The sequence below is a fragment of the Enterococcus sp. DIV2379 genome (assembly GCF_050542965.1).
Taxonomy (GTDB): Bacteria; Bacillota; Bacilli; order Lactobacillales; family Enterococcaceae; genus Enterococcus_D; species Enterococcus_D entomosocium.
The window spans coordinates 502443-528436 of the sequence record NZ_CP172938.1 but is presented as its reverse complement, the minus strand read 5'-3'; the positions used below and the strand labels follow the sequence as shown (position 1 = coordinate 528436).

The 25994-nt window shown below is 43.8% G+C and carries 26 protein-coding genes; 7 read left to right on the top strand and 19 right to left on the bottom strand.

Going from position 1 to position 25994, the window contains the following annotated elements; genetic code table 11:
- Positions 1–4: 4 nt before the first annotated feature.
- From sufC to IGI92_RS02445, 6 genes are all read right to left on the bottom strand, one after another.
- Entirely contained in the window at positions 5–778 is a 774-nt protein-coding gene (gene sufC, locus IGI92_RS02470; protein ID WP_005227367.1) for a Fe-S cluster assembly ATPase SufC, read from the bottom strand.
- 305 nt (positions 779–1083) lie between these two features.
- Entirely contained in the window at positions 1084–1434 is a 351-nt protein-coding gene (locus tag IGI92_RS02465) for a type II toxin-antitoxin system PemK/MazF family toxin (protein WP_086372597.1), read from the bottom strand.
- On the bottom strand, positions 1427–1696 hold the full coding sequence (gene mazE / locus IGI92_RS02460) for a type II toxin-antitoxin system PemI/MazE family antitoxin (RefSeq protein ID WP_430607873.1): 270 nt from the start codon (positions 1694–1696) through the stop codon (positions 1427–1429). Before mazE ends, IGI92_RS02465 begins: the two co-directional genes overlap by 8 nt.
- 141 nt (positions 1697–1837) lie before the next feature.
- Positions 1838–2380 (bottom strand): GNAT family N-acetyltransferase, encoded by a 543-nt coding sequence (locus tag IGI92_RS02455; protein ID WP_430607871.1) that lies wholly within the window; start codon positions 2378–2380, stop codon positions 1838–1840.
- A 114-nt stretch (positions 2381–2494) separates the two neighbouring features.
- A complete protein-coding gene (locus tag IGI92_RS02450; protein WP_430607868.1) occupies positions 2495–2980 on the bottom strand; it encodes a hypothetical protein in 486 nt (161 codons plus the stop codon).
- Between the two features lie 91 nt (positions 2981–3071).
- On the bottom strand, positions 3072–3839 hold the full coding sequence (locus IGI92_RS02445) for an AraC family transcriptional regulator (protein WP_061053717.1): 768 nt from the start codon (positions 3837–3839) through the stop codon (positions 3072–3074).
- A 101-nt stretch (positions 3840–3940) separates the two neighbouring features.
- Between IGI92_RS02445 and IGI92_RS02440 the strand changes: the two genes are divergently transcribed.
- Positions 3941–5473: an alpha-N-arabinofuranosidase gene (locus IGI92_RS02440; protein ID WP_430607865.1), complete on the top strand. Its 1533-nt coding sequence runs from the start codon at positions 3941–3943 to the stop codon at positions 5471–5473.
- Positions 5474–5718: 245 nt separating this feature from the next.
- Here the strand turns inward: IGI92_RS02440 and adhE are convergent, their stop codons facing one another.
- The 10 genes from adhE to IGI92_RS02390 form a co-directional block, all read right to left on the bottom strand.
- On the bottom strand, positions 5719–8310 hold the full coding sequence (gene adhE / locus IGI92_RS02435) for a bifunctional acetaldehyde-CoA/alcohol dehydrogenase (protein WP_008376050.1): 2592 nt from the start codon (positions 8308–8310) through the stop codon (positions 5719–5721).
- 308 nt (positions 8311–8618) lie between these two features.
- A complete protein-coding gene (locus IGI92_RS02430; RefSeq protein ID WP_430607862.1) occupies positions 8619–9110 on the bottom strand; it encodes an NUDIX hydrolase in 492 nt (163 codons plus the stop codon).
- A 154-nt stretch (positions 9111–9264) separates the two neighbouring features.
- Complete coding sequence (locus tag IGI92_RS02425; protein WP_430607859.1) at positions 9265–10371, bottom strand: M42 family metallopeptidase; 1107 nt, start codon at positions 10369–10371, stop codon at positions 9265–9267.
- 12 nt (positions 10372–10383) lie between these two features.
- Positions 10384–11454, bottom strand: a complete 1071-nt coding sequence (locus tag IGI92_RS02420; protein ID WP_271771212.1) for a M42 family metallopeptidase — start codon at positions 11452–11454, stop codon at positions 10384–10386.
- Between the two features lie 13 nt (positions 11455–11467).
- Entirely contained in the window at positions 11468–11989 is a 522-nt protein-coding gene (locus tag IGI92_RS02415) for a GrdB-related putative oxidoreductase (protein ID WP_010748750.1), read from the bottom strand.
- A 13-nt stretch (positions 11990–12002) separates the two neighbouring features.
- Positions 12003–13349, bottom strand: coding sequence for a PTS sugar transporter subunit IIC (locus tag IGI92_RS02410; RefSeq protein ID WP_430607855.1), 1347 nt, complete (start codon positions 13347–13349; stop codon positions 12003–12005).
- 54 nt (positions 13350–13403) lie between these two features.
- Positions 13404–14351 (bottom strand): N(4)-(beta-N-acetylglucosaminyl)-L-asparaginase, encoded by a 948-nt coding sequence (locus IGI92_RS02405; protein WP_087664850.1) that lies wholly within the window; start codon positions 14349–14351, stop codon positions 13404–13406.
- A 124-nt stretch (positions 14352–14475) separates the two neighbouring features.
- A complete protein-coding gene (locus tag IGI92_RS02400) occupies positions 14476–15777 on the bottom strand; it encodes a Sapep family Mn(2+)-dependent dipeptidase (RefSeq protein ID WP_016619682.1) in 1302 nt (433 codons plus the stop codon).
- Positions 15778–15802: 25 nt separating this feature from the next.
- Positions 15803–16531: a GntR family transcriptional regulator, LSA1692 subfamily gene (locus IGI92_RS02395; RefSeq protein WP_016611378.1), complete on the bottom strand. Its 729-nt coding sequence runs from the start codon at positions 16529–16531 to the stop codon at positions 15803–15805.
- Positions 16532–16557: 26 nt separating this feature from the next.
- Complete coding sequence (locus IGI92_RS02390) at positions 16558–17400, bottom strand: YitT family protein (protein ID WP_005227341.1); 843 nt, start codon at positions 17398–17400, stop codon at positions 16558–16560.
- A 248-nt stretch (positions 17401–17648) separates the two neighbouring features.
- Here IGI92_RS02390 and IGI92_RS02385 point away from each other — a divergent pair, with 248 nt between their 5' ends.
- The gene (locus IGI92_RS02385) at positions 17649–18080 is read left to right on the top strand and encodes an Hsp20/alpha crystallin family protein (protein WP_008376072.1); all 432 of its coding nucleotides are present in this window, start codon (positions 17649–17651) and stop codon (positions 18078–18080) included.
- A gap of 131 nt (positions 18081–18211) precedes the next feature.
- Here IGI92_RS02385 and yajC read toward each other — a convergent pair whose 3' ends face one another.
- Both yajC and tgt read right to left on the bottom strand, forming a co-directional pair.
- Positions 18212–18553, bottom strand: coding sequence for a preprotein translocase subunit YajC (gene yajC / locus IGI92_RS02380; protein WP_005232170.1), 342 nt, complete (start codon positions 18551–18553; stop codon positions 18212–18214).
- Between the two features lie 83 nt (positions 18554–18636).
- Positions 18637–19782 carry a tRNA guanosine(34) transglycosylase Tgt gene (gene tgt / locus IGI92_RS02375; protein ID WP_005227333.1) on the bottom strand — a complete coding sequence of 382 codons (1146 nt, stop codon included), beginning with the start codon at positions 19780–19782 and terminating at the stop codon, positions 18637–18639.
- A gap of 198 nt (positions 19783–19980) precedes the next feature.
- Between tgt and IGI92_RS02370 the strand changes: the two genes are divergently transcribed.
- A complete protein-coding gene (locus IGI92_RS02370) occupies positions 19981–20691 on the top strand; it encodes a DUF975 family protein (RefSeq protein WP_008376075.1) in 711 nt (236 codons plus the stop codon).
- Positions 20692–21141: 450 nt separating this feature from the next.
- On the opposite strand, the gene queA is transcribed toward IGI92_RS02370, so the two are convergent.
- A complete protein-coding gene (queA, locus tag IGI92_RS02365; RefSeq protein WP_005227329.1) occupies positions 21142–22173 on the bottom strand; it encodes a tRNA preQ1(34) S-adenosylmethionine ribosyltransferase-isomerase QueA in 1032 nt (343 codons plus the stop codon).
- Positions 22174–22525: 352 nt separating this feature from the next.
- Here queA and IGI92_RS02360 point away from each other — a divergent pair, with 352 nt between their 5' ends.
- From IGI92_RS02360 to IGI92_RS02345, 4 genes are read left to right on the top strand one after another with little or no spacing between them, the layout of a single operon-like run.
- Entirely contained in the window at positions 22526–23701 is a 1176-nt protein-coding gene (locus tag IGI92_RS02360; RefSeq protein ID WP_008376079.1) for a betaine/proline/choline family ABC transporter ATP-binding protein, read from the top strand.
- A 3-nt stretch (positions 23702–23704) separates the two neighbouring features.
- Complete coding sequence (locus IGI92_RS02355) at positions 23705–24340, top strand: ABC transporter permease (RefSeq protein ID WP_005227319.1); 636 nt, start codon at positions 23705–23707, stop codon at positions 24338–24340.
- Entirely contained in the window at positions 24340–25260 is a 921-nt protein-coding gene (locus IGI92_RS02350) for an osmoprotectant ABC transporter substrate-binding protein (RefSeq protein WP_008376082.1), read from the top strand. The genes IGI92_RS02355 and IGI92_RS02350 overlap by 1 nt, the downstream gene beginning before the upstream one ends.
- A gap of 4 nt (positions 25261–25264) precedes the next feature.
- Positions 25265–25927 (top strand): ABC transporter permease, encoded by a 663-nt coding sequence (locus IGI92_RS02345; protein WP_005227316.1) that lies wholly within the window; start codon positions 25265–25267, stop codon positions 25925–25927.
- Positions 25928–25994: the final 67 nt, after the last annotated feature.

The window sequence follows — 25994 nt, the reverse complement described above, 5'->3', positions numbered from 1 at the left end:
CTCCTTACGCTTCTTCTTCTTTGTAGTCGATCCCTAACTCTTTACTGATCCCAGCATAGCCTTCTGCTTCTAGGCGTTTGGCTAAATCTGCCGAACCGGTCATCACGACACGGCCTTCCATCATGATATGAACCACGTCTGGTGTGATGTAGTTTAACAGACGTTGGTAATGGGTGATGATCAAAGCGCCAAAGCCTTCGCCGCGCATTTCATTGACGCCTTTTGCTACGACTTTCAAGGCATCAATATCTAGACCAGAGTCGATCTCATCCAAAATCGCAAAGGTTGGCTCTAGCATCAACAATTGTAAGATTTCATTTCGTTTCTTTTCTCCACCAGAGAAGCCTTCATTCAAATAGCGTTCCGCCATTTCTTCTGGCATATTCAATAAATCCATTTTTTCATCTAATTTTTTCAAGAAATCCATGACGGAGATTTTGTCGTCTTCGTCACGTTTGGCATTGATCGCTGCCCGCATAAATTCCGCATTGGTGATGCCTGGAATTTCACTTGGGTATTGCATCGCCAAGAACAGACCTAAACGAGCCCGTTCATCCACTTCCATTTCCAAGACATTTTCGCCGTCGAACAAAATTTCCCCTTCTGTCACTTCATAATTCGGGTTACCCATGATGGCAGCGGACAAGGTTGATTTCCCTGTACCGTTTGGTCCCATGATGGCATGGATCTCTCCAGTTTTTAACACTAAGTCAACGCCTTTTAAGATCTTTTTATCTTCGATTTGGACGTGTAGATTTTTAATTTCTAAAACTGACATTTCTTTCCCTCCAGTATCTTTTCTTTCTCACTATTTTAGACTAATTGAGAATGAACTTCAAACGCTATTCCCGACTTTTTTAAAATATTTCTAATCTGTACATTGGAATTATTATAAAGTATTACATAGAGATAGTACATGGTTATTGTTCAGAAAGTCGACTATTTTTGAAATTTTACTTTTATCTTTCCACTATCTTCTTTTCTCTATTGTTGAAACCTTGTATTCTTAGGAAATCAAAGTGAAGGACCCTCACTCGTTTTTTGTGAGGGTCCTTCACTTTTTCCATCCTGCTGTTTTTTTAACTATAATGGAAAATTAAAGTTCATCATAAAATGCTGTGCAACACTAATCAGTTCTTTTTTTGATAGTTTCCCTAAAATTTCAATCTTTCTACCGTCACGCTCGGAATAATCTAGCGTATAAACTTGCTTTGTATTTACTTTACTCCCAGGTTTCAATTTATCGTGTTGAATATCGACAAAGTAAGGACGCTTCCTATCTGTACTCGTTATTGGACAAACAATGATCAAATTTGAGGTGTAACTGTACTCATCCCTGCTGATGACTAAAGCAGGCCTGCGCTTTTTGATTTCACTCCTTTTCGAGGGATCAAAATCAATAAATACAAGAGTCCCTTGTTCGAGCCTATTCATCAAGCTGCCTGCCTTCAACAATAAAATCAGCAGCTAGCATATCTTCTTCATCAACAAATTCTTTCTCTTTCGCAGCTAAAAAATAATCATCGATCTGAGGAATCAAGGAAATCGTACCATCGTTTTCTTTGCTGATAAAGTAGGTCTTACCAGCAGGAATCTCAAACTTACTTGCTAGCGTGACCATTACCGCATTTCCTTGCTTTCTTGTTTTCACTGTATCTAAAACAATCACCTTTCCTTCATAACATATATAGTCCATTTCACCACGTAATTACTGTAATTACAAAATACAGCTAGGAGATCAGCCCCTTTTTTACTAGGTACTTTACTATACGCAAAATGCATCTGATCAATCATCAACAACGAAAGAGGACACGAAAAAATCTCGCATCCCCTACCTTCACTTCTGCTGTGCCCATTCTTCTCGCAAGATGCCATACTTGATGGAATCATAATAGGTGCCTTCCCAGAAACGGACTTTGCGGATCTGGGCTTCTTTGGTCATCCCTAGCTTTTCTCCTAGTTTCATCATGCGGTGATTGCCCGACCACGTGGTGTACCCGACTCGCTGGATATGAAGCTGTGATTCAAATAAATCATTGATCCACTGGCGAATTGCTTGGCTGCCAATGCCTTGATTCCAAAGGGAAGCATCATAGATAGATATCCCGAATTCCAACCACTGCTGCAAGGTATTGTCTTCCCAATAAGCGGTAGCGATCCCTACGATTCTTCCTTGATAGCTGATCGCTTTACGTAACGGGTTGTCGATACAGCTAGCGCCAAACCCCGTTCGAAATTCTTCCCACGTCAACACGGGGTCTTGGAAATACGGTCCGTCCCATTTTTTCCATTCTAAATCTGCCTTTGGTCCATAGCTGATCGACCAAAGTTCAGCAAGCATTTCTTCGGTAATCGGTTGAAGCGTGACTGTTTCTGCCATCTTCAAGCCCCCCTTTCTCCTAAAAAAAGTCGTCTCCTTAAACGGTTCTTCACGCATTGTGAATCGCCGTTTTTTTTGGTACAAGTGATTCATGTTTTGATTGACGATCAGTGCTTATTTCCCGAAAAGCTTTTGGAGAAACCCTTTTTTCTCAGAGACTTCCTTTGTTTCAGTCACCTGAAGCGGTCCAGTCTCCTTCACGACTTGCTGAAAGCCCCGATTGTCTTGCAGCAACAGACCGTTTAGTTCCAGGATCCCAGACAGACTGCCAATCATACGCCGCACTTCTCCTGCACTTTTGCCAAAAAAGCGCTGGTCGTCGTTTGCTTCGGCTTCTTCCAAAATGACCAGCAGCTGCTGGATGCTTTGATTTTGTTCACCTAAGACGTACGACAACTGGTCAACTTCCACTGTTGTAGTTGCCGCTGACGGTACTAAATCCGTTACGAGCTTTAAGCTATCTAAATAATCCTTTAATTCAAAAATGAACGTTTGTGCTGCTTCATTATTCATTAATTGGCTTTGACCCAATTCCCTTTGTAGCGCTTCCAATTCGCTTGAACGTTTAGAAAGTTCGCTTACGATCGTTTCTGTATCCATACGCCACCTCCTAATGACATTGTCCCGTTTTCTCTTGCATCCGTCAAGAATTCGTCAGATTTTTTTCTGCGGTTTTACCAATCACCCCTGACTATTGCTCCTGTTGGTACTTTGTCGGTGCACAGCCATAGCGCTTCGCAAAGAGCCGATTAAAATGGTTGATATTTTGGAACCCAGATTGAAACGCCGCCTCTCGAATCGTTAGTGTTTCGTTGCTGCGTAAATAAAAAAACTTTTGAAACCGAGCTTGCAATAAATCTTCTTTGGGCGTGGTATGAAAAAACTGTTGATAGAGCTTATAGAATTGGCTTTTACCGATGGAAAGCTCTCGGCTAAACTGGGAAAAATCCCATTGCTGCTCACAATTGACTAACATTTTCAACCGCATCGCTTGAAACAGTTGATAGTGTTCGTTTTGTGGTTGCGGGATGCTTTCTTCAAAATTGCGTTCAAGTAAGACCAATAGATTTGTCATATACGCCGCGATCAATTCTTCCGTGTGCCGTTGCGGCAACAATGATTCATGATTGATCTTTTGGATCAATTTGTTGATTTGTTGAATGTTTTTCGGCTGGAACAGTTGGTTGCAAGGGATCGCATAGGTTTCTTCGATCACCTGATCCGTTTGAAACTCAACAAAGCTATTAAAAAAATCTTCTTTGCCACGATAATCTTGATAGACGGTTGGAGGAAAAAGAATGCAGCTACCTTTTTCACTAGTTTCTTGATGACCATCTTCAAAAGTGAAAACCATTGGAGACAACGTCAACACGAAAAGATAATGCTTTAAGCCAGAGGGTCGATAAATATGATCGGAAACAGCATTGTGCATTTGAAATCCTGAATAGGTTACGTTCAACTTCTCACTCCTTCCTACTTGCCTTTAGTATAAAGAAAACGGACAAAACGTCAATAGAATAAGACAGAATGTAGTGTTTATTTTCATGGACTATCGCTACAATGAAAGAAAAGAAAGGGGTTGCAAATTTGAAGAAAACTACGATGTATTTAGACAAACGCTTTATTTTGGCACCAGTCGACGAACGGATCTACGGCTCTTTTGTGGAGCACTTAGGGCGCTGTGTGTACGAAGGGATCTATCAACCAGAAAGTCCTTTTGCCAATGAGCAAGGCTTTCGTCAAGATGTCGCTGCCTTGATCAAGCAGTTGAATGTGCCGATCGTCCGTTACCCAGGAGGCAACTTCGTCTCTGGGTATAAATGGGAAGATAGCGTCGGCCCTAAAGAGCAACGGCCAGCAAAAATCGATTTGGCCTGGCGGGTAATCGAAAGCAATCAGTTTGGCTTAAACGAATTTATGGATTGGACCAAAGAAGTCAATACGGCACCGATGATGGCGATCAATCTTGGGACACGAGGAATCGAAGCAGCGAAAAACTTGATTGAATACACCAATTTAAAAGGCGGCAGCTATTATAGTGATCTCCGTCGTACCCATGGGGTGGCCGATCCTCATGACATCAAACTTTGGTGTCTAGGCAATGAAATGGACGGCCCTTGGCAAGAAGGACATAAGACAGCCGATGAATACGGCCGTCTCGCAGAAGAAGCTGGCAAAGCGATGCGTCTGGTGGACCCAACGATAGAAACCGTTGCTTGTGGTAGTTCTTCTCTCACGATGCCGACCTTTGGCATGTGGGAAGATACAGTATTAAGTCATTGTTACGACCAAGTCGACTACATTTCCATGCACCAATATTATGGCAACCGTAACGGCGATAGCCAAGATTATCTAGCAAGCAATGTCGCAATGGATCAGTTCATCAGTCAAGTCGCAGCGATCTGTGATGCGGTGAAAGCCAAACGCCGAAGCAAGAAGACTATCAATATTTCCTTCGACGAATGGAACGTCTGGTATCACTCAAATGAACAGGATCAAAAAATCGAACCTTGGAGTCAACACCCACCACAATTAGAAGACGTCTATCACTTCGAAGATGCTTTACTCGTCGCAAGCATGATGATCACGATGCTTCATCACGCAGATCGCGTTAAAATCGCCTGCATGGCACAGCTGGTCAACGTGATCGCACCGATCATGACTTCCGATACTGCCGCTTGGAAACAAACGATTTTTTATCCCTATGAAATGATCAGCAACTATGGTCGCGGTCACGTGTTGCATAGCATCCTTCGAGGAGCTGATTTCGATAGCAGCCACGGAAAAGCTTCTTATGTGGATGCCATTGCGATCGAAAACGAAGATGACTATTTGACCTTTTTCTTGGTAAATAAGGATTTGCAGGATGCCAACGAATTCACTTGCGACTTGCGTCAATATGTTTCATTGCAAATCGCTACCCATCAAGTGTTGCACCACCCAGACTTGCATGCCGTCAATACCGAAGCAACCCCGAACAACGTTGTGCCCGTCAATGGAAAAACAGCGGAATTGAATGACGGCATTTTGCGTGTCGTCTTGGAAAAACAAAGCTTCCAGATGCTACGCTTGAAGAAAAACGGCAGCAAGTAACGAGCCTATCTGTTTGAGCAAAAAAGCAGCCGCCTTGGCGATACCCTGAAAAAATGAGACTTTTACGGAGTGGAGACATCCACTCCTTTTTTATGATCCCTCCCTGTTCGATTGCTGTTTTTCGCATTCTTAACTGATCTGGGCAAGGAAGCGGCAACTGCCAGCTTGCTTTCTCAAAAAAAATGAAACGACAAAAGAACACCCTGCGGCAGCTAAGATACCGCAGGGTGTTCTTGATTCATTGTTTAGCCGTTATAGGCATCAACGATGATTTGTTTCAATTCAGAGATTAGTGGTTCTTTTGGATTTGCTGTTGTACATTGGTCTTCGTAAGCCAATTCAGCCATGCGATCAACTGTTGTATCTAGTGTTTGTTGAGTGACGCCTTGCGCTTTCAAGCTCATGTCGATACCAACAGATTGTCCTAATTCGTAAACAGCTGTTGCCAATGCTTCAACCAATTCAGCCGTTGTTTTGCCTTTAAGGCCTAAGAATTTCGCAATGTCTGCGTAATCTGTATCGGCACGGAAGAAGTCATATTTAGGGAACATTGCATGTTTTTGTGGGTCTTTGGCATTGTAACGGATGATGTGCGGTAAAAGAATCGCATTTGTACGTCCGTGAGGAATACCATATTCACCACCGATTTTGTGAGCTACAGAGTGACAAATACCTAGGAATGCATTGGCGAAGGCCATACCTGCCATTGTTGAGGCATTATGCATTTTTTCGCGAGATTCCATATCAGGTGTTTTCACTGATTTTTCTAAGTAGTCAAAGACTAACTTGATTGCTTGTAAGCTCAATCCACGAGTGTAATCAGATGCCATTACTGACACATAAGATTCGATCGCATGAGTCAAAACGTCCATTCCAGTGTCTGCTGTAACAGACGCAGGTACTGACATTACGAATTGAGGGTCAACGATTGCTACATCTGGTGTCAATGCGTAATCAGCTAATGGGTACTTCACGTGTGTTTCACTGTCAGTGATAACCGCAAATGGTGTTACTTCAGAACCAGTACCAGACGTTGTTGGGATACAAACGAATTGCGTTTTTTCTGGTTTGTCGATCTTGTATGTCCGTTTACGGATATCTAAGAATTTTTGTTTCGCGCCGAAGAATGAAGTATCTGGGTGCTCATAGAACATCCACATGCCTTTGGCAGCATCCATTGCTGATCCACCACCAAGGGCGATCACTGTATCTGGTTTGAAATCAACCATCATTTTTGTTCCAGCGTAAACGGTGTTTGTTGATGGGTTTGGTTCTACGTCAGAGAAGACTTCGATTTTCACGTCATTTTTACGACGAGCAAGTACTTCACGAACCGTATCGCAATAGCCGAATTGAACCATACCAGGGTCACAAACGATCATGACACGTTCAACGTTTTCCATTTTCTCCAAGTACATTAGAGAGTTCTTTTCAAAGAAGATTTTTGGTGGCAATTTAAACCATTGCATATTATTTCTCCGTTTCGCTACAGTTTTCACGTTGATCAAGTTCACAGCAGAAACATTTCGTGATACAGAGTTTTTCCCGTATGAACCACAACCAAGTGTCAATGATGGAATCATTTCGTTGTAGATATTTCCGATACCACCTTCTGCAGATGGTGTGTTAACTAAGATACGGCAAGCTTTCATGCGTAGGCCGAAGGCTAATTGCAAGTCTTCGTTTTCAGTGTGGATCACCGCTGTATGGCCTAATCCGCCTAAATCAAGCATTGCTTCACATTTTTCGAACGCGTCTTCTGTGTTGTTTGCTTTGATCATTGCTAAAACTGGAGAAAGTTTTTCTCTTGATAGTGGGTAATCAGCACCGACACCGTCAAGTTCAGCGATCAATAATTTTGTTCCTTCTGGTACGTTGATGCCTGCTAATTTCGCGATATCCATTGCTGAATGACCAACGATTGCTGGATTTACGGCATATTTCCCTTCGTTCATCACGGCATCTTCAAGTTTTTGTAATTCTTTTGCTTTTACAACATATACTTGATGTGCTTCAAATTCTGCTTTCACAGAGGCATAGACTTCTTTATCAACGATCACTGCTTGTTCAGAGGCACAGATCATTCCGTTATCAAAAGTTTTTGATACGATCAAGTCATTGACTGCTCGTTTCACTTTCGCTGTTTTTTCGATATAGGCAGGTACGTTCCCTGGTCCAACACCTAATGCAGGTTTACCAGTTGAGTATGCTGCTTTGACCATGCCAGCCCCACCAGTTGCTAATACGATCGCAATTCCTGGGTGGTTCATCAATAAGCCAGTCGCTTCGATTGATGGATGTTCGATCCATTGCACACAGTTTTCAGGTGCCCCAGCAGCGATGGCTGCATCACGAACGATACGTGCAGCTTCTGCTGAACATTTTTGTGCAGATGGGTGGAAAGCAAAAACGATCGGGTTACGTGTTTTCAAAGCGATCATTGCTTTAAAGATCGTTGTAGATGTTGGGTTGGTTGTTGGTGTTACCCCACAAACGACACCAACTGGTTCAGCGATTTCGATCAAGCCTTTTTGTTTGTCTTCATTGATCACGCCGACTGTTTTGTCATGTTTGATACTGTTCCAAATATATTCTGAAGCGTACATGTTTTTGATCGCTTTATCTTCATAGATACCACGGCCAGTTTCTTCTACTGCCATTTTAGCTAAAGGCATGTGTTTGTCTAATGCTGCCATTGCCATTTCATGAACAATGTGGTCCACTTTTTCTTGATCAAAGCTTTCCATTTCTTTTAACGCCACATTTGCCTTCGTTGCTAAATCGTCGATCATTGCTTGTACGTCGATTGTCACTTCTTTTTCCAATGTCTTAGCCATTGTATGTCCTCCTAGTTTTTAAACATGTTTTGTTTGTTAACTACTTCACATACAGATCATACAACATCTTTTTTCGTTTGTAAATAGTTTTTGTGATTTTTTTCACAGTTTTATTAAACTCCCTTTAAATTAAGCGTTTTCAAGAGGTTTTAAGGAAAAGAAGTGGACAAAAGTTTCGGTTTTTATTAAGAAAAATGTCATGTGCTAAGTTGAACAATAGAGAGGTTTACGAAAACACCTTATCCTTACTAAATAGTATCGTCTGCTCTTTTCACTTTTTCTGTCAAACGTCTTACGATCTGAAAGGATTATTCGTAAGAAGGGTCCTCTAATACATCCCATTTCATTAGGCGTTGGCTTCTTGCCGTAAATGCCTCCCGTTTAAACACCTTACAAGCTTTTATTACAAGAGGTGATGCATTTTGTTCATTTAGCTGCTCGATGGGGAAAAAAACTGCTCCCAATGAATCTTGGCCTGTAAATTGAGGAACATTCTTCTCAAGACTTCCAACGGTTGTTTGAATCTCATAAAAGACACAGATGTGATTATTCATAGATGTTCCTTGATAGTGCCAGGGGTAAAGAAAATTAATTGCCCCTAATTGATGATAGCTAGTAACGGTTATGCCGGTTTCTTCTTTAAATTCTCGGCACAGCGTGTCTTCCAGCAACTCACCTGCTTCCATGCTGCCGCCCGGCAAATCATAGCGGTTTTGATAAGGTCCCGCCTTCTTTTTGATGACGGCTAAGCAATTTTGTCGAAACAAAATCCCGTAGACGCCAAATGCTGTATGGTACATCTCCTCAACTCCTTTTATCGATCATATATCTTCCAGAAGCAAGAAGCAACAGATTGCCAAGTTTGGCTTAATCAGCTGCTTTTGCATTCCTAGTCGATGAACCAAAAAGACTGCTGACGAATCTTCTATCGCCAACAGTCCTTCTATTAATTGCCTAATCGCCTGAAGGAAAAACCCCCGCCGATTCTTTAAATTCACGAATATCGGAAGCTGAAAGTACACTCAAGAAGGCGCACAGCAGGTGAATGGTTTGACGATAATCTTCTTTATGAATCACCAAGCGGGAAGAATGCATATAGCGGGTGGGGATCGACAGGGTCATTGCTGGGATGCCTTTCATTGCTTTATGGATATTGCAGGCATCGGTGCCGCCAACAGTCATAAAATCGTGCCGAAAAGATAGCTGCTGCTCAAAAGCGAGTTCTTCCATTTTTGCCACAAGACCGGGATTGCCGATCGTCAATGAATCAAGTACGGAAAGCACGGTCCCTCCGCCTAATGTCAATCCGCCCTGATCAAACAAGGTATCTTCAGCTGTCGTCACATCCAATGCGATTGCTAAATCCGGTTTGATTTGGTGTGTAGCCGTACGTGCACCGCGAATACCGACTTCTTCTTGAGTTGTAGCAGCAAAATAAACATCCACTGCCAATTCTGAAGAAGCTAAGTTTTTCATTACTTCGATACAAGCTGCTACGCAAACGCGATCATCCCAAGCTTTACCCAGCAAAAAATCAGGATCATTCATTTCACGAAACATCGTATGCGGCGTGACCATATCCCCAATGGCAATCCCCAGATCTTTTGCAGCTTCTGCTGAGGCCACACCGAGGTCTAAGTAAAAACGATTTGCCGGAATGACTTTGTTTTTCTCGTCTGTCGGCATACCATGAGGCGCACGGCTTCCGATGACGCCCACAAATTTCTCTCCAGATACTGTGGTGACACGCATTTCCTGTGCCGGCATGACGTGTCCCCACCATCCGCCTACCGGCAGAAGTTTTAGATAGCCCGCATCTGTGATTTCTTTTACCATAAAACCTACCTCATCCATGTGAGCAGAAAGCATGACTTTCGGTGCATTTTTCTGTGTGCTTTTTTTGACGAGGATCAGCGAACCTAAGGCATCATAGAACAAGTCATCAACATATGGCTGTGTATATGCTTTGACGATACGAGACACTTCTTTTTCCCGCCCGCCTATCCCATCAGCTTCACTTAGGGCTTTCAGAAGCTGAATATCTATTGTTTGATTTGTCATTAAAATCGTCTCCTAGCGGTTTTCTTCTTTGAAAGAACGGATTGCTTCTTCGTCAAGCTCAGTCAAAAAACGCGCCAATGCTTGCAGTGCTGTTTCATAGTCGCGGCGGGCAACAACTTGAGAAGCAGTGTTCTTGTTTCGCACAGACAAACTCGCTAACAAAATAGGACATCCTGTACGCAATTTGTTGAACCAAGCCCCATCTGATGCTTCAAAGGAAAAATAACTCTGACAGGGCAGATTCGCAGTTTGACAAACTGCTTTCAACCGCTCCAGCGGCAAGCGATTTGGCAGAACGGTCGGATTGTAATACGTCAGCAGAAGGCCTTTACCCAAAAAACCTTGCTGATCTTCTTGTTCGTTTTGGTAATCCATTGCCTGGGCAGTATCAAGAACGATCGTAAAATCCGGCGCTGTTACATTGGCTGCTGTCTGAGCTCCTCTGGTACCGACTTGTTCCTGCACCGTACAGCCGATCATCAGATCGTAGGGCAATTTGACACTAGCAGCTGCCATTGTTTTGACTAAATCAATGGTTTGACTAACATTGATGCGCCCGTTCCAATTGGACGCAATCCATGCTTGTCCATTGCTGGTTTCTTTCATTTTCGGCGCAAAGGTCACCATGTCGCCTAAAGTGATTTCCTCCGCTAAAACCGCATCTTTTGATGAAAAACCAAAATCCAACAGTACTTCATCTTTTTGACTTTTGCCATGATTGTCTTTATCGATGCCTAAAACCACCCCAAAATACTTTTCACCGCTACGGGTGATTAGCCGAACTTCTTGCCCTAGCAAGCTGTTGGCTTCGATTTTTCCCATGATGAGTCCGCGGATCAGTCCATTTGCTTCGATTTTTTTCACGAAAAAGCCTGCTTCATCCATATGAGCGCTCACCAGCACTTTAGGAGCCGCCGGTCTTTCTGATCGAATGACGGCATAAATAGATCCTAGATTATCGTAGATGATTTCATCGCAATAAGGCGCATACTTTTTTGCCAGTAATGCGGCTATCGGCTTTTCTCGTCCGGAAACACCAGGTGTATAAACGACTTCTTCTAACTGACGCATTAATTCTTCCATATTCTCGCCCTTTCTAATAGCAGTGCTGTTCAGCGAAGGCAGTGATCTCTTGGTGTGCTGCTTTCATTTGGCAAAGCGTCAGCATATCATTCATTGCCTCAGTCAATCCAGTACCGCCTTTTTTCGGCATCTTCACGATAGTGACTTGGTCTTTATATGTTTCAATTGCCTGCTGGCACTCTGGCGACATGGCGGCAACTGCTGGGATCTGTACTTTTTCTTCAATGATCTGCGCTGTTTGGGCAGCCATCTCGCCATACTTTTCATAGTTGAAACAAGGTCCGCATAAGACCGCATCTGCTCCGAGTTTTTGAGCCATAGCAGCAATTTTTAGTGACGATTCTTTCGGATTTTGTAAATAATAGTCATCTCCGCAATAAATAGTGGCGAGAACATCGATTTCCTTTTGTTTCAGCAATTTCTCAAACATTTTGACTGATCCGATCGCCGTTTTTTGTCCGCCAAGCGGCTGATCACCATGCTCCTTGCCGCCTAATCCTGCTTGAATCTGATCTAATAGAAAAATAATTTTCATGGTTGCATCCTTTCTAAAGCAAATGATCGATGGAAAGATCATCAAAAGATAATTCCAAAGCGTCATTTTTGGCTTTTTCTGCTTCACGTTCTTCCTTCAGATATTGTTTGTCCAGCGTCATAATAAACGGATAATAGATCAAGCATCCAATGGCTAACAAAACAAACTGCCAGATTGACGCTACCAGACTACCGGTACTCAAGTAGCCGGAAAAACCGATCGGAGTTGTCCATGGTAAAGATACCCCTGTTGTATAAGGAATCAATCCAAGATTCGTTACGAGAGTCGACAGCAAAAGATTGATCATCGGCACGGCGATAAAGGGAATAATGATAATTGGGTTCAATACGACCGGCAAGCCGAAAATGATTGGTTCATTGATCCCGAAAATCCCCGGCACTAGTGAAAGTTTCCCTAATTCTTTGATTCGTTTTGATTTACAAAACAGCACCATGATGATGACTAGTGACAACGTCGAACCGCCGCCGCCAAAATTGGTAAAGAAGTTTGAAAATGGATCGGTAAAGATATTCGGTAACGCTTGTCCCGCTTGAAATGCATCTAGATTTTCCATCGTTAAAATACGCAAAATCGGTGAAAAGACGGAATTGGCGACTGCTGGACCATTGATGCCGAAGAACCAGAAAATCGTACATGCCAGACTGTAAATCAATTGGGCAGTCAAGGTATTGCCCGCTCCCTTGAGAGGCATTTGCAAGACATTAAAAATAAAGTCATGTACGGTACCATACGCGGTCAATCCAAATAAAATGTTGATAATAAAGAATAAAAGCATAACGAGGACACTCGGGATCAATGCGGCAAATGATTTTGTAACAGCAGGCGGAACCCCATCTGGCATTTTGATCGTCCACCCTTTTTTCGTTGTATAGGCATAGATTTCAACAGAAAGGATCGCTGTCAGCAAGCCGACAAAAATACCGTTTGTTCCTAAATGATTGAAAGAAAGCCCGCTTATTGGGTCCGCAACGCCTTCAACTACCAATTTATTCGGCGTTAAGATCAAAAAGGCGATGACGGCAACGGCTGCTGCTTGGATTGGGTCGGTCTTCTTTTCTCTTCCGTAGGCATAGGCTGTTCCTAAGCAGGAGAAAAAACCGACCGTATTAAAGACAGAACCGGAAACTCTAGTCACCCATGATTCCCACCCGCTGCCAAAAAGACCTGCCCAAAATTCTGACCATCCTGGTATCGGGAAATTGGCAAACAGCAAGAAGATCGAGCCAACGATTACCAGCGGCGTTGTGATTAAAAAACCATCGCGTACAGCGATCAAGACTTTATTTTGTCCGAGTTTGACTGCCAGAGGCATCAAAATATTTTCAATTTTATTGAACATTCCATTCTTCCTTTCATCTTGTGTCTTTCATGGTAAAGCTGGTTGATTCCTTGATCAAACTGGCGCTTTGATTCGTTCTTCATACGCTTCCAACCATTCTTTCGTAATAGGCTCGATCATGGTTGTCTGCTCAGGTCCTGGCGTTGCCATAAAAATAGCTGGCGCTTGATTGGTGGTTGCGACACTAAAGGTAAATTCTACATTGGTTGCCACGCCCCAGCGCCCCTGTTTATCTAAGGCGATCAGCGAGAAGGCGCCGGCTTTGCCATAGCGCTTCTTCAATCGCGCTTCAAAGTCGTAAACGGCTTGATCACATGCTTCTTGCGGTGCTAGCCCTTCTCCCATCAAACGGACGATTTCGTAGGAAAGGCAGCCTTTCATCAAGTCTTCCCCTAACCCTGTGGCAGCGGCACCGCCGATTTCACTATCCACATAAAAACCAGAACCAGATAAAGGTGAATCGCCGACACGACCGCTTTTTTTCATAAATAAACCAGAACTAGAGGTTCCTGCTGCCATACTTTGGTGTTCATCTAGCGCAACTACTCCCACTGTATCGTGGCCGTCATAGGGATCGAGGTTGTTGGCAGCGATCTCTGCTTTGCGCTTTTCCCAAATGGTTTTGGCTCGCGGTGTCAGCATCGCTTTGGGCTGGAATCCTTCGGCAAGCGCATAAGCGACCGCTCCTTGGCCGATCCGAAAACTATTGAATTTTTCCTCACTTAGGCGGCGTGCCACGGAAATAGGATTTTCCACATCGACGATCCCAGCGACGGCACCAATTTTGAAGGTATCACCATCCATGAAGGCAGCGTCCATTTCCAACACGCCTTCTTCGTTGGGCAGCCCGCCATACCCCACCGATTTATAAAATGGATAATCTTCCACTGCTTTAATGGCTGTTTCTACTGCATCTTGGCAGGAGCCTTGTTGTTCTAATATTGATTTAGCAGCGAGCACGCCATCGTGTGCCATCCGCCATGTAGCAATCATTCCCCACATAAATATCCCTCCATTTTTCATAGCGCTTTCAAGTATATTCTATACGGTATATACTACTATGTCTATACTAAAAAAAGAGTTTCTCAAAAAAATTGGAAAAACTCTTCTTCGTTCGCGTCTTCGCTTATTTTGTCAGTGCTTGTAAGCTGCGCAGATAAATTTCAAGATTCATCCGTAGATCGGCAACCGCCATGTACTCATCTTGGTTATGAGCGATCCCTTTTTGCCCTGGAAAAGACGGACCGAAAGCAAGGATATTTGGCATCTTGCGGGCATAGGTTGCTCCTGTAGTGGTCACGGGGGTTGGATCATTGCCCGTTACTTGGTGATAGATCGTCGATAGCGTTTGGATTTCGGGGGCATCTTTTGATCGGCAGAACCCCGGAATGCTGCGAAGGATCGTAAGGCTTGCCCCTTCTGGCAATGCCTTTTGCACCCCAGCGAGTACTTGTTCCTCCGTTACCGATACAGGATAGCGAAAGGCCACTTCTAACGCTAGTCCACTGGCGGATTTTTGGAGAACCACAGGGGTCAAGATCAACTTTCCTGAATCAGCATCTTCTAGTACCAAATCAACGCCTTCGCCATAGTGCTGCTGGTGAAAACTTTGGGCGATCCACTGCAAAGCTGCTTGCAAGGACGGTGTCGCCGCTAGTTGCGGTGCTGCTTGCTGGGCAAGCTTTGTAATGGCATTGTCCCCTAGCTCAGGGGCATTGCTAGGGGAGCGTTTGCCTAGTGCTTCAAAGGACTGGCTGCCTATGGTTACCGATAGGTGGTCTGGCACATGATCGCGGAATTGATCGCCAGAAAACGCCGCTAACAGCTGCTGTTCTTGGGCGGGCAACGGAAAATCAAGTTGCACATTGACGACACCTCGTTCGCCGTAAACCACTGGGTACTTGCAGTCTGGCGTAAAACCAAAACGCGGTGGCTGCTCAGCCGCTAGATAATGCGGGATATCCGACATACCGCTTTCTTCATCTGTACCGAAAATGATCCGCAGCGGTAATTGCGGTTGATGACCAAGGTCTTTCAACAATTTCATGGCAAACAAACAGCTGATGATTGGGCCTTTGTTGTCTAAAATCCCTCGGCCATAAAAGTTGCCGTCCTTTTCAGTTAGTGCAAACGGTGGATAGCTCCAGCCAGAACCTGCCGGCACGACATCCAAGTGTCCTAACACACCGATATAGTCGGTATCCGTTGGTCCCCAATGGGCATAGCCGATTGCATCATCAATGACCGTTGTTTGAAACCCGTATGCTGCGCTTTTTTCCATGACGTATGCTAACACTTCTCGTGGTCCCTTGCCATAAGGCGCATGGGGCGCCGGCTCACCTTTGACGCTTGCAATCTGCATCACTTCGCTCAAAAGCGTGAGAAATTCTGACCAATTGGCTTCAATACTTGCTGTGAGTGGATCCATTGTCTTCACCTCTAAAGGATTGATTTTATTTTTGACGCACTAATGTATTTTTGAAGGTATATTTGTCTGCTCGGTAATAGGATGTATCGTATAAGATCGGTTTGGCTGATGCGGAATAGGTCATCGAATGGACCAAAAGCATCGGTTCCTCTTGAGGCACCTGTAAAAGTTTCGCAATATCGGCAGGACTTTTCACAGCTTCCACCTCTTGATGGGAATAACCAATCTCGATGTTGGCTTCAATGACTTGATATAAAGACGACTCTAATTGAGCTTTCGTGAGTTCTGCGGTGCCTTCTTGCAGATAGCGTTTCAGTACGTAAAGATTTTCCACCGTCATCGGCTCATCATCAAAGTAACGCAAGCGCACCAAATAAACGATCGGTTCCTTGGCGTAATCACCAAACAACTGACCAATCTCTATCGGGAGCTCTTTGACGGTTTCGATATGCAGAACTTCCGTACGGGTCTTTTTCCCTTGGACCTTTGCAGTTTCAGTAAAACTTTGAAGGCCGCCGGAGCCGCTTTGGATCTTGGGCTGTTTCATGACATAGGTTCCTTTGCCTTTTTCTTTCACTAACAAATTCTGGCCAATCAATAGATCGATGGCTTTGCGCACCGTTAAACGGCTGCACTGAAATTCCTCTGCTAAATCATAATCGGAAGGAAGTTTTTGGCTCGTCACGTACGTACCTTCATGAACCCGTTGCGCAATCTGCTGGGCAACTTCTTGAAATACTGCTTGTTTTTTCAACGTCTCTCCTACTTTCTTTCACTTTGCTACCATTCATAAAACGATCGATTGGCACTGACGCCAGAAGAAACACTGACAAACGCTTGTTCATCGATTCCTTGGATCATGCCTTCGACGGTCTTGAGTTCTCTATGGGAAATGACAAGTAATAATAGTTTTTTCTGTTGATGATCAAATCCACCTTCGACATCGTTGATGACCGTGATGCCTCGCTGCAAGGCACATTGCAGCGTCGTAATGACGGGTTCTGCTTTTTCTGTAACGACCAGCAGCTGCACACGCCGCTGCTTCAGGTTGACGTAGTCGACCATCCGCCCACTGATGAAGAAGGAAATGGCACTATAAAAAGCATAGGGCCAGCCAAAGATCAGCCCGGCTGCTAGCTGCAAACTAACATTGAAGCCGATAAAGAAACTACCGATACTTCTACCAGTGGCTTTTTTCACTAAAATCCCTAAAATATCAAGCCCACCCGTTGAAAAATCGTCGTTCAATGTCAAGCCCACCGACACCCCGTGCAGCAATCCGCCGAACACGGCACAGATCACCGGATCGGTCGTTAAAGCAATGACCGGTACCACCTTCATCATAACAGAAGACAGGACGACGGTACAAACCGTCATGATGGTAAATTCTCGATCGATTTTGACCCAAGCAACCGCTAACAATGGCGCATTAAAAAAAAGCACCAAAAGCGGGATCGAAAGCTGCAGATTCAACTGCTCGTCTAAAAGCTGCGACAACAATTGCGACAAACCAGTGATCCCACTCGCATAAATATTTCCCGGCAGCCAAAAGAGATTTAAGGCAATCGACGACAACAATGCATAGATCAAAGCAACAAGCATTCGTTTTCTATAACGTGCCATGTTTTTCCTCCTCCACTTCACTTTTAGTATATATCATTAAGTATATACTGTCACGCGAAAAAAGCAGGCGAAATGAGGGGGGGGAACGGAAACGAAGCAATGTAAAAACACGCTAAAATTAAGGAGTAAAATGTTGGTATCAAAGGTTTTTAAAGATTTTTTTAAAGTGAGTAAATCACTTGAGATTCTCTGAAAAATGAATAAAATAAAAAGTGTAAAAACAAAAGAACAAAGAAAGGATGATTCTTATGACACATGAGATTGTGCCACGCCGCTCAGATTCATACAGTATGACACCTTTTGATTTCTTTGAAGATTTTGGCCGCAGTTTTTTTGATGGGTTTCCATCGAACCTGATCAAAACCGATATTCACGAGAATGACAATGAATTTCTCGTTGAAGCAGAACTGCCTGGCATCCCTAAGGAAAATATTCAAGTAACCTATGAGAATGGGGTTTTAACGATTACGGGACAACACCAGACGGATCATGCGACCGAAGATGAAAAAGGACGTCTGGTTCGCAGCGAGCGCAGCTTGACAAGCGTTCGACGGCAATACCTGTTAGAAAACGTCAAAGAGGATGAAATCAAGGCCTCTTACGCTGAAGGAATTTTGAAATTGACGTTGCCAAAAGATCAAGGCAAACAAGCGTCAAAGAAACTGATTCCGATCGAGTAGCGAAGCCAATCAAAACACCGCAGCAAAACGAGCGATCTCTGTTTTGCTGCGGTGCTTGTTTTATTTTAGAAACTGTCCGACTACTAAAAAAACGCACCATCGCTTCTGAGAAAGCGACGGTGCGTTTGTGCTTATTCTTTGGTTTCGTCTTGGATGCTCGTTGCGTCTTCGACATCAGCTGGTTCGATTTGTGTCTCAACGGATGCAACAGTTCCAGGTTTCACTGTGCGGATCGCTGAACGATCAAACTCTAAGAAAATTCCTTCACAGTCGATGATCACGGTGCTTTTTTCTGTGTTGACTTCAGAAAGAACACCGTGGAGTCCGCCGATGGTTACGACTTCATCGCCAGCTTTCATATTTTCTAAAAGATTTTTACGCTCTTGCTGTTGTTTCTTTTGTGAACGACTCATAAAGAACCACATTGCCACTAAAGCAACCAGCATAAAGAGCATTGGTAAAGATTGTGCCATTTTTTTCACCTCGATTTATTTTCTTTCCTATAAGATACTTTATCAGAATTCCTCTATTATTCCCACCATTTTAGTAGAGAATGTTAGAAATTCCTCGCATTTTCCTTGTTGAACCCATACTCTTCAATAAAATGCTCACGGAACTCCAACAAGTTGTCATCCATGATGGCTTGACGGACATTTTTCATCAGATTCAATAAGAAGTAGACATTGTGGTAAGACGTCAAACGCATACCAAAGGTTTCATCACATTTGATCAAGTGGCGGATGTACGCACGAGAATAGTTTTTACATGTATAGCAATCACACTTCTCGTCAATTGGTCGAAAGTCACGGGCATATTGCGCATTTTTCACGACTAAACGACCTTTTGAAGTCATACAGGTACCGTTTCTTGCGATCCGTGTTGGTAAAACGCAGTCGAACATATCGACACCGCGAATCACGCCATCGATCAAGGAGTCAGCTGCCCCAACGCCCATCAGGTAACGTGGTTTGTTTTCTGGAATCCAAGGAGTCGTAAATTCCAACACGCGATTCATTTCCGCTTTTGGTTCGCCAACTGACAGGCCGCCGATAGAATAACCTGGGAAGTCCATACTAATCAAGTCTTGGGCACTCTGCTTGCGCAAGTCTTCAAAGCCTGCACCTTGAATGATCCCAAACAAGCCTTGACGATCTGGATTGGCATGAGCTTTCAAGCCACGTTCTGCCCAGCGAGACGTCCGTTCCACCGATTTTTTGACGTAGTCATAGCTTTCATCAAATGGCGGACACTCATCAAAACTCATCATGATATCTGATCCTAATTTGTTTTGGATATCAATCGCTTTTTCAGGAGATAAAAACATTTTCGACCCATTCAAATGGTTTTTGAAATGGACACCTTCTTCGACGATGTTGCGCATTTCGGCTAATGAAAAGACTTGGAAACCACCTGAATCTGTTAAGATCGGTTGATCCCAATTCATAAATTTATGTAAGCCGCCTGCTTCTGCAACAATGTCTTCTCCTGGACGCAACCACAAGTGATAGGTATTGCTTAAAATGACGCCTGCACCCATTTCTTTCAACTCTTCAGGGGCAAGGGTTTTAACCGTTGCTAATGTGCCGACTGGCATGAACATTGGCGTTGGAAAGGTTCCGTGAGGCGTGATCAGTTCGCCTAAACGGGCACCGGTATGCTTTTCTTTCTTTATCAGACGATAACGAATGGCTGGTTCCGTCATTCATTTCCCTACTTTCTCTCTAAACTCAATTAACTGTGCAACGCTATCTATGATAAGGGTTGCCCTTACATTTTGCAAGGAAGTTTAAAGAAACTAAGAGTATTTTCTCCTAGTTATGCGAAACATCTATTACTTTTTTTTGAAGATTTAGCGAAAGTTTGCTATCATGTTATTTATATTGAAGGGAGGTTTTTTGAAATGAAATCAAATAGAGAACTAAAAGCAGAAGCAAAAGCAATCCTGAGAGGCCGCTGGAAAGACAGTGTTTTGATGTGTATTGTACCGACTTTGATCTCGATCGCTATCGCACTCGTCATTATCGTTCTTGCTGTTATTCCATTGTATCAAAGCGGTATGTTTAATGATCTTGGTTCCACTGACGCAGTCAATTCCGCAGGAGGAAGTGGCGGCGGCAGTGGTGGCGGTTTGATCAGCGGTCTATTTTCTGCCTTATTCGGTGCTGGGATCTCTTGGACTTTCCTTGACATTTTACGCGGTAAGAAGCAATCGATCCAGCCTTTTTCTGATGTCTTTCGCGGCTTCAGTGGCGCTTTCGTGTTAGGGATCATCGTCATCTATATTCTGTCGACTATTTTCACGACGTTGTGGACGTTCCTGTTTATCATTCCTGGGATCATTAAAGCTTATTCTTATTCTCAAGCATATTTTGTCTTTTATGATACCTATGAAGAAACGGGCATGCGGCCAGATTTTCTCAGCTGCATCACAGGTAGCCGTCATTTAATGAAAGGCTACAAAGGTCAACTGTTCATCCTTGATCTGAGCTTCATCGGCTGGCACATTTTGGCCATCATGACAGCAGGAATTGGCTACTTATGGTTGACGCCATACATCAGTGCAACCAAAGCAGCATTCTATGACAATCTGCCTAAACGAGCACTTGCTTAAAAGATCGGTTCGCCGGTCTTTTTTTTTGAAGAAAAGAATCGTTTTCTTTTGCAAACGCTTCCGTTTCGTGTTATAGTATAAGTGTAAGGAAGGTAGCAACTCTGTTGGTGGTTTTCGTAAATATCGCAAACTCAATCTACTAAAAGTTGTTGAACGTACAAGTTTCACCTAGTACCAAACGTGTAAAGTAACAAGAAGAAAAACGTAACAAGGATCGAACATTTCCATATCGAAAAATGATACGTCTCATTTTGTATCGGAATACACGAAACATGTGTAAGTTTGTAAATGAAAACAAATTTTCGAGAAACATTGCTTTGCATGGACCACAAAAAGCGACCACCACTTATACCTTCCTCTAGTAGTAAGCTGGGCGACAAAAAAAGCAGTTCTAAAAGTTGAGAAATTGATTCAACTTAAAGAGCCGCTTACGTCGCTCAGTTTTTTTGTTTATTTTAAGAACATCGCATCGCCAAAGCTAAAGAAGCGATATCGCTCATCGATGGCATGCTGGTAGGCAGAAAGTGTTAGGTCGCGTCCTGCAAAGGCACTGACTAACATCACTAAGGTTGATTTTGGTAGGTGGAAGTTGGTAGAAAAAGCTTCCACGATTTTAAACTGATAGCCTGGCGTGATAAAAATACTCGTCCACCCACTATCGGCTTTGATTTGCCCATCAAACTTGGTCCCAATGGTTTCTAATGTACGGATCGAAGTCGTTCCGACTGCAACGATCTTGCCACCATTTGCCCGAACCTCGTTCAATTGTGCGGCAGCTTCTTCTGTCAAACGGTAAAATTCGCTGTGCATCTCATGATCAGCGATATTATCGACACTGACTGGACGAAACGTTCCTAAACCAACGTGCAAAGTCAGATAAACCAGCTTGACGCCTTTCGCTGCAATCTGCTCTAGCAATTCTGGGGTAAAATGCAAGCCGGCAGTTGGTGCGGCCGCTGAGCCGTTTTCTTTGGCATAAACCGTTTGATAGCGGTCTGGGTCTTCTAGCCGTTCTTTGATGTAAGGCGGTAACGGCATTTCGCCAAGTGATTCCAGAATCTCTAAAAAGATTCCTTTGTATTGAAAACGAATGATCCGGCCGCCGTGATCGAGCTCTTCTTCCACCACTGCCTCTAATCGTCCGTCGCCGAAGGTGATCTTCGTGCCGACTTTGGCTCTTTTGGCTGGCTTGATCAAGGTTTCCCACGTATCCCCTTCAATATTGTTCAGTAAAAGGATTTCCAGATGGGCACCTGTTTCTTGTTTTTCGCCATAGATACGAGCTGGTAATACCCGCGTATCATTCATCACCAAAGCATCCCCTGGTGCCAATTCATCAATGATGTTATAGAAGTGCTTGTCCTCAAATTTGCCAGTCTCGCGGTCAACCACTAATAAACGGGAACTTGAGCGATCGCTTAATGGCGTTTGGGCGATCAGTTCTTCCGGTAAGTCAAAATCAAAATCTTCAGTTGTAAGCATGTTGTTCCTCTCTTTCCCTAAATTCTTCTCTATTCTAGCATGTTTTTATAAAAATTGAAAAAACAGCTTTTAATTCTGCCCTTTCTTAGAAAAAAATAAAGAGACTGCTGCTAAGGCCTTCAGCAAAAAAGCACCCCTTTTCCCAATGAAAAATAACGACATATTTTCGCTGCTTCTTTTCTCTATGCATCGCTCCTTAATTTGGACTTGCTTATGGCGCTATTTTCGTTTTTGTCTATACAATTATGAAAAAAATGGGCAGATTATTTGAATAACACGTGACTTTTCGGCATACTTAGTACAGATTATAAGCCATTATTCAGATTGCTTAAATAAAAATAGAGGTGACATCATGATTGAGTTTCAGCAGGTATCCAAAATTTACAAAGGTGGTAAAGTCGCTGTTGAAGATGTGAATCTTTCCTTTGAAAAAGGCGAATTCATTTGCTTCATCGGGACAAGTGGTAGCGGAAAGACGACTTGTATGCGGATGATCAACCGTATGACGGATCCTTCTAAAGGAAAAATCTTGATCAATGGAAAAAGCGTTACAGAGATCAACCCAGTGGAGTTACGCCGTCAAATCGGCTATGTGATCCAAAGCATCGGTTTGATGCCTCACATGACGATTCGGGAAAACATCACATTGGTTCAAAAATTGTTAAAAGTCAGCCAAGAAGAACGCAACAAAACTGCCGAGCGCATGATCGACTTAGTGGAATTGCCACGAGAAATGCTCGACCGTTACCCCAACGAATTGTCTGGAGGGCAACAGCAACGGATCGGTGTTGTCCGTGCCTTGGCAGCTGACCAAGATGTCATTTTAATGGATGAGCCTTTTGGCGCACTAGACCCAATCACTCGTGACTCCTTACAAGATTTGGTTAAAGACTTGCAAGAACGGCTTGGAAAAACCGTCGTCTTCGTTACCCATGATATGGACGAAGCATTGAAGCTTGCTAGCCGTATCGTGATCATGAGTGAAGGAAAAGTCATTCAATTTGATACACCAGAAAATATTCTGCAACACCCAGCAACACCGTTTGTGGAAGAATTGATCGGTGAAGACCGCTTGTTACAAGCAAAACCTGACACGACGCCAGTCAAAGACGTAATGTTAAATACCCCGATCGCTATCACACCAGAAAAATCCATACAAGAAGCGATTCACTTGATGCGGGAAAAACGGGTCGATACCTTGCTTGTTACCGACAATAGCAACGTGCTAAAAGGCTACATCGATGTCGAATCCATCGACCGCAACCGTGGCAAAGTTACTAGTGTCGGCGATATCTTGAACAAAGATGTCTTTTTCGTTCGCGAAACCGCCTTGTTGCGGGATACCTTGCAACGCATCTTAAAACGCGGCTTAAAATATGTCCCAGTAGTAGATGCCGACAAACATTTAGTTGGGATTTTGACCCGTGCTTCCTTAGTTGATATCGTTTATGACGTGATTTGGGGCGATGAGCCATCGATCATGGAAGCCATTGAGTCGGCGAAACCTGAAGAAACTGAGGAGGTCTAGCGCATGCAAAGCTTCTTTAATGAATATGGCGGCCAATTGGTCACCAAAAGTCTTGAACATTTGTATATTTCCTTTGCGGCTTTGCTCTTAGGGATTCTTGTTGCCGTACCGATCGGTGTGATCTTGACCCGTTTCCCCAAAGCAGCAACGATCGTGATCGGCATCACCAGTGCGTTGCAAACCGTGCCTTCTTTGGCACTATTGGCATTGATGATCCCGATTTTAGGTGTCGGAAAAGTCCCTGCTATCGTCGCTCTTTTCATTTATTCCTTGTTGCCGATTTTGCGAAATACCTACATTGGAATGAAAAAAGTCGATTGGAATTACCGCGATGTTGCCAAAGGGATGGGGATGACCAACTTGCAGTCGATCATCAGTGTGGAATTACCTCTAGCGATCCCAACGATCATGGCAGGGATCCGCTTATCGGCCGTGTATGTTTTAGCCTGGGCTACCTTGGCTTCTTACATCGGTGCCGGTGGACTTGGTGATTTGATCTTTAGCGGACTAAACAACTACCAACCGCCTTTGATTTTTGCTGGGACGATTCCAGTGACGATCTTTGCTTTATTAGCTGACTGGTTACTGGGTTTGTTAGAAAACAAACTGACACCAGCTGCCTTAAGGGGGGATGCGTAATGAAAAAAACTTCAAAATTAGCGCTGTTGTTTTCCTTAAGTGTCGCTTTACTGTCTGGCTGTTCCTTTCCCGGTTTAGCATCGACTTCTGATGAGAATACCGTGGCGATCACAGGCGGGATCACTTCCGAAGCCCAAATTCTTGGCGCGGTGGTTGCCGGTATGGTCGAACACTATACGGATAAAAACACAACCGTCATTAACAACTTAGCAACAACGACCATCAATCACCAAGCGATGATGAATGGCGATGCGTCGATCTCAGCTGCCCGCTACACAGGAACTGACTTGACCACTACGTTAGGGTTGGAACCAGAATCTGATCCGCAAGCCGCCTTTGACAAAGTCAAATCAGAATTTGAGAAACGATACCAACAGACTTGGTTCCCATCTTACGGCTTTGATAACACATATGTCTTTCTTGTCAGGAAAGACACTGCTGAAAAATACGGATTGGAAAAAGTCAGTGACTTGAAAGATGTCGCAGATCAATTGGTCGCAGGGGTCGATACCGCGTGGATCACACGGGTCGGCGATGGGTACGATGGCTTCCAGGAAGCCTATGGATTCTCTTTCCAAAATATCCTACCGATGCAGATCGGTCTCGTCTATGATGCTGTTGATAACGGAAAAATGGATATCGTTTTAGGGTACTCAACCGACGGCCGGATCGGCAGTTACGATCTCGTGATGCTAGAAGATGATCTAAACTTCTTCCCGCCTTATGATGCCGCACCGATCGTCGATGACAAATTATTGAAAGAAACACCTGAAATCGGCGATGCCCTGAACAAATTAGCAGGCAAAATTGATACCGAAAAAATGCAAGAATTGAATTACCAAGTGGATAATGACCTTCTAGAACCAACGGTAGTTGCCGAACGTTTCTTAGAAGAAAATAATTACTTCGAAGGAGAGTGACGAAATGGCAGACATGAATTTATTCCAACAATTTCTTTTCTATTTTCAAGAAAATGGCGGCTATGTTTTTGCCCAGTTCATTCGTCACTTCTTGATTTCAATCTACGGGGTACTTTTTGCCTCAATCGTCGGGATTCCAATCGGGATCTTGATTTCTAAAAAAATGCGTTTGGCAGATTGGGTGATTCGTTTCGCCAATATCATCCAGACGATTCCATCTTTAGCGATGATCTCGATTTTAATGATCGGCATGGGCTTAGGTGTGAATGTCGTGATTTTAACGATTTTCCTTTATTCTTTGTTACCGATCATCAAAAATACCTATACCGGCATGCGCCAAGTCGACCGCAATACGTTAGATGTCGGCAAAGGGATGGGGATGACTAGCTGGCAACGATTGTATATGATCGAATTGCCATTGTCTGTTTCGGTGATCATGGCAGGGATTCGAAACGCCTTAGTCGTGGCGATCGGTATCACCGCTATTGGGGCTTTCGTTGGTGCTGGTGGACTGGGGGACATCATCATCCGTGGAACCAATGCGACGGATGGTGCATCGATCATCTTAGCCGGTGCTTTACCAACTGCCTTGATGGCGATCATTACGGATCTTGGATTGAGCTTTATTGAACGCCGCTTAGATCCAGCCAGCCGTACGTCACGCTAAACTTATTTGCAAAAAGCAAAAGCCGTTGTGACCATTTATTGGTCGCAACGGCTTTTTGGGTTTGGTC

Excerpts from the sequence above, each read along its gene's own strand:
- queA (WP_005227329.1), bottom strand. The coding sequence starts at position 22,173 with ATGCTTACAACTGAAGATTTTGATTTTGACTTACCGGAAGAACTGATC.
- IGI92_RS02390 (WP_005227341.1), bottom strand. The coding sequence starts at position 17,400 with ATGGCACGTTATAGAAAACGAATGCTTGTTGCTTTGATCTATGCATTG.
- mazE (WP_430607873.1), bottom strand. The coding sequence starts at position 1,696 with ATGGACTATATATGTTATGAAGGAAAGGTGATTGTTTTAGATACAGTG.
- IGI92_RS02465 (WP_086372597.1), bottom strand. The coding sequence starts at position 1,434 with ATGAATAGGCTCGAACAAGGGACTCTTGTATTTATTGATTTTGATCCC.
- IGI92_RS02355 (WP_005227319.1), top strand. The coding sequence starts at position 23,705 with ATGCAAAGCTTCTTTAATGAATATGGCGGCCAATTGGTCACCAAAAGT.
- IGI92_RS02385 (WP_008376072.1), top strand. The coding sequence starts at position 17,649 with ATGACACATGAGATTGTGCCACGCCGCTCAGATTCATACAGTATGACA.
- tgt (WP_005227333.1), bottom strand. The coding sequence starts at position 19,782 with ATGACGGAACCAGCCATTCGTTATCGTCTGATAAAGAAAGAAAAGCAT.
- IGI92_RS02440 (WP_430607865.1), top strand. The coding sequence starts at position 3,941 with ATGAAAGAAAAGAAAGGGGTTGCAAATTTGAAGAAAACTACGATGTAT.
- IGI92_RS02420 (WP_271771212.1), bottom strand. The coding sequence starts at position 11,454 with ATGGAAGAATTAATGCGTCAGTTAGAAGAAGTCGTTTATACACCTGGT.
- adhE (WP_008376050.1), bottom strand. The coding sequence starts at position 8,310 with ATGGCTAAGACATTGGAAAAAGAAGTGACAATCGACGTACAAGCAATG.
- IGI92_RS02415 (WP_010748750.1), bottom strand. The coding sequence starts at position 11,989 with ATGAAAATTATTTTTCTATTAGATCAGATTCAAGCAGGATTAGGCGGC.
- IGI92_RS02350 (WP_008376082.1), top strand. The coding sequence starts at position 24,340 with ATGAAAAAAACTTCAAAATTAGCGCTGTTGTTTTCCTTAAGTGTCGCT.
- IGI92_RS02405 (WP_087664850.1), bottom strand. The coding sequence starts at position 14,351 with ATGTGGGGAATGATTGCTACATGGCGGATGGCACACGATGGCGTGCTC.
- IGI92_RS02455 (WP_430607871.1), bottom strand. The coding sequence starts at position 2,380 with ATGGCAGAAACAGTCACGCTTCAACCGATTACCGAAGAAATGCTTGCT.
- IGI92_RS02430 (WP_430607862.1), bottom strand. The coding sequence starts at position 9,110 with ATGTACCATACAGCATTTGGCGTCTACGGGATTTTGTTTCGACAAAAT.
- IGI92_RS02450 (WP_430607868.1), bottom strand. The coding sequence starts at position 2,980 with ATGGATACAGAAACGATCGTAAGCGAACTTTCTAAACGTTCAAGCGAA.
- sufC (WP_005227367.1), bottom strand. The coding sequence starts at position 778 with ATGTCAGTTTTAGAAATTAAAAATCTACACGTCCAAATCGAAGATAAA.
- IGI92_RS02360 (WP_008376079.1), top strand. The coding sequence starts at position 22,526 with ATGATTGAGTTTCAGCAGGTATCCAAAATTTACAAAGGTGGTAAAGTC.
- yajC (WP_005232170.1), bottom strand. The coding sequence starts at position 18,553 with ATGGCACAATCTTTACCAATGCTCTTTATGCTGGTTGCTTTAGTGGCA.
- IGI92_RS02345 (WP_005227316.1), top strand. The coding sequence starts at position 25,265 with ATGGCAGACATGAATTTATTCCAACAATTTCTTTTCTATTTTCAAGAA.
- IGI92_RS02370 (WP_008376075.1), top strand. The coding sequence starts at position 19,981 with ATGAAATCAAATAGAGAACTAAAAGCAGAAGCAAAAGCAATCCTGAGA.
- IGI92_RS02400 (WP_016619682.1), bottom strand. The coding sequence starts at position 15,777 with ATGGATCCACTCACAGCAAGTATTGAAGCCAATTGGTCAGAATTTCTC.
- IGI92_RS02425 (WP_430607859.1), bottom strand. The coding sequence starts at position 10,371 with ATGACAAATCAAACAATAGATATTCAGCTTCTGAAAGCCCTAAGTGAA.
- IGI92_RS02410 (WP_430607855.1), bottom strand. The coding sequence starts at position 13,349 with ATGTTCAATAAAATTGAAAATATTTTGATGCCTCTGGCAGTCAAACTC.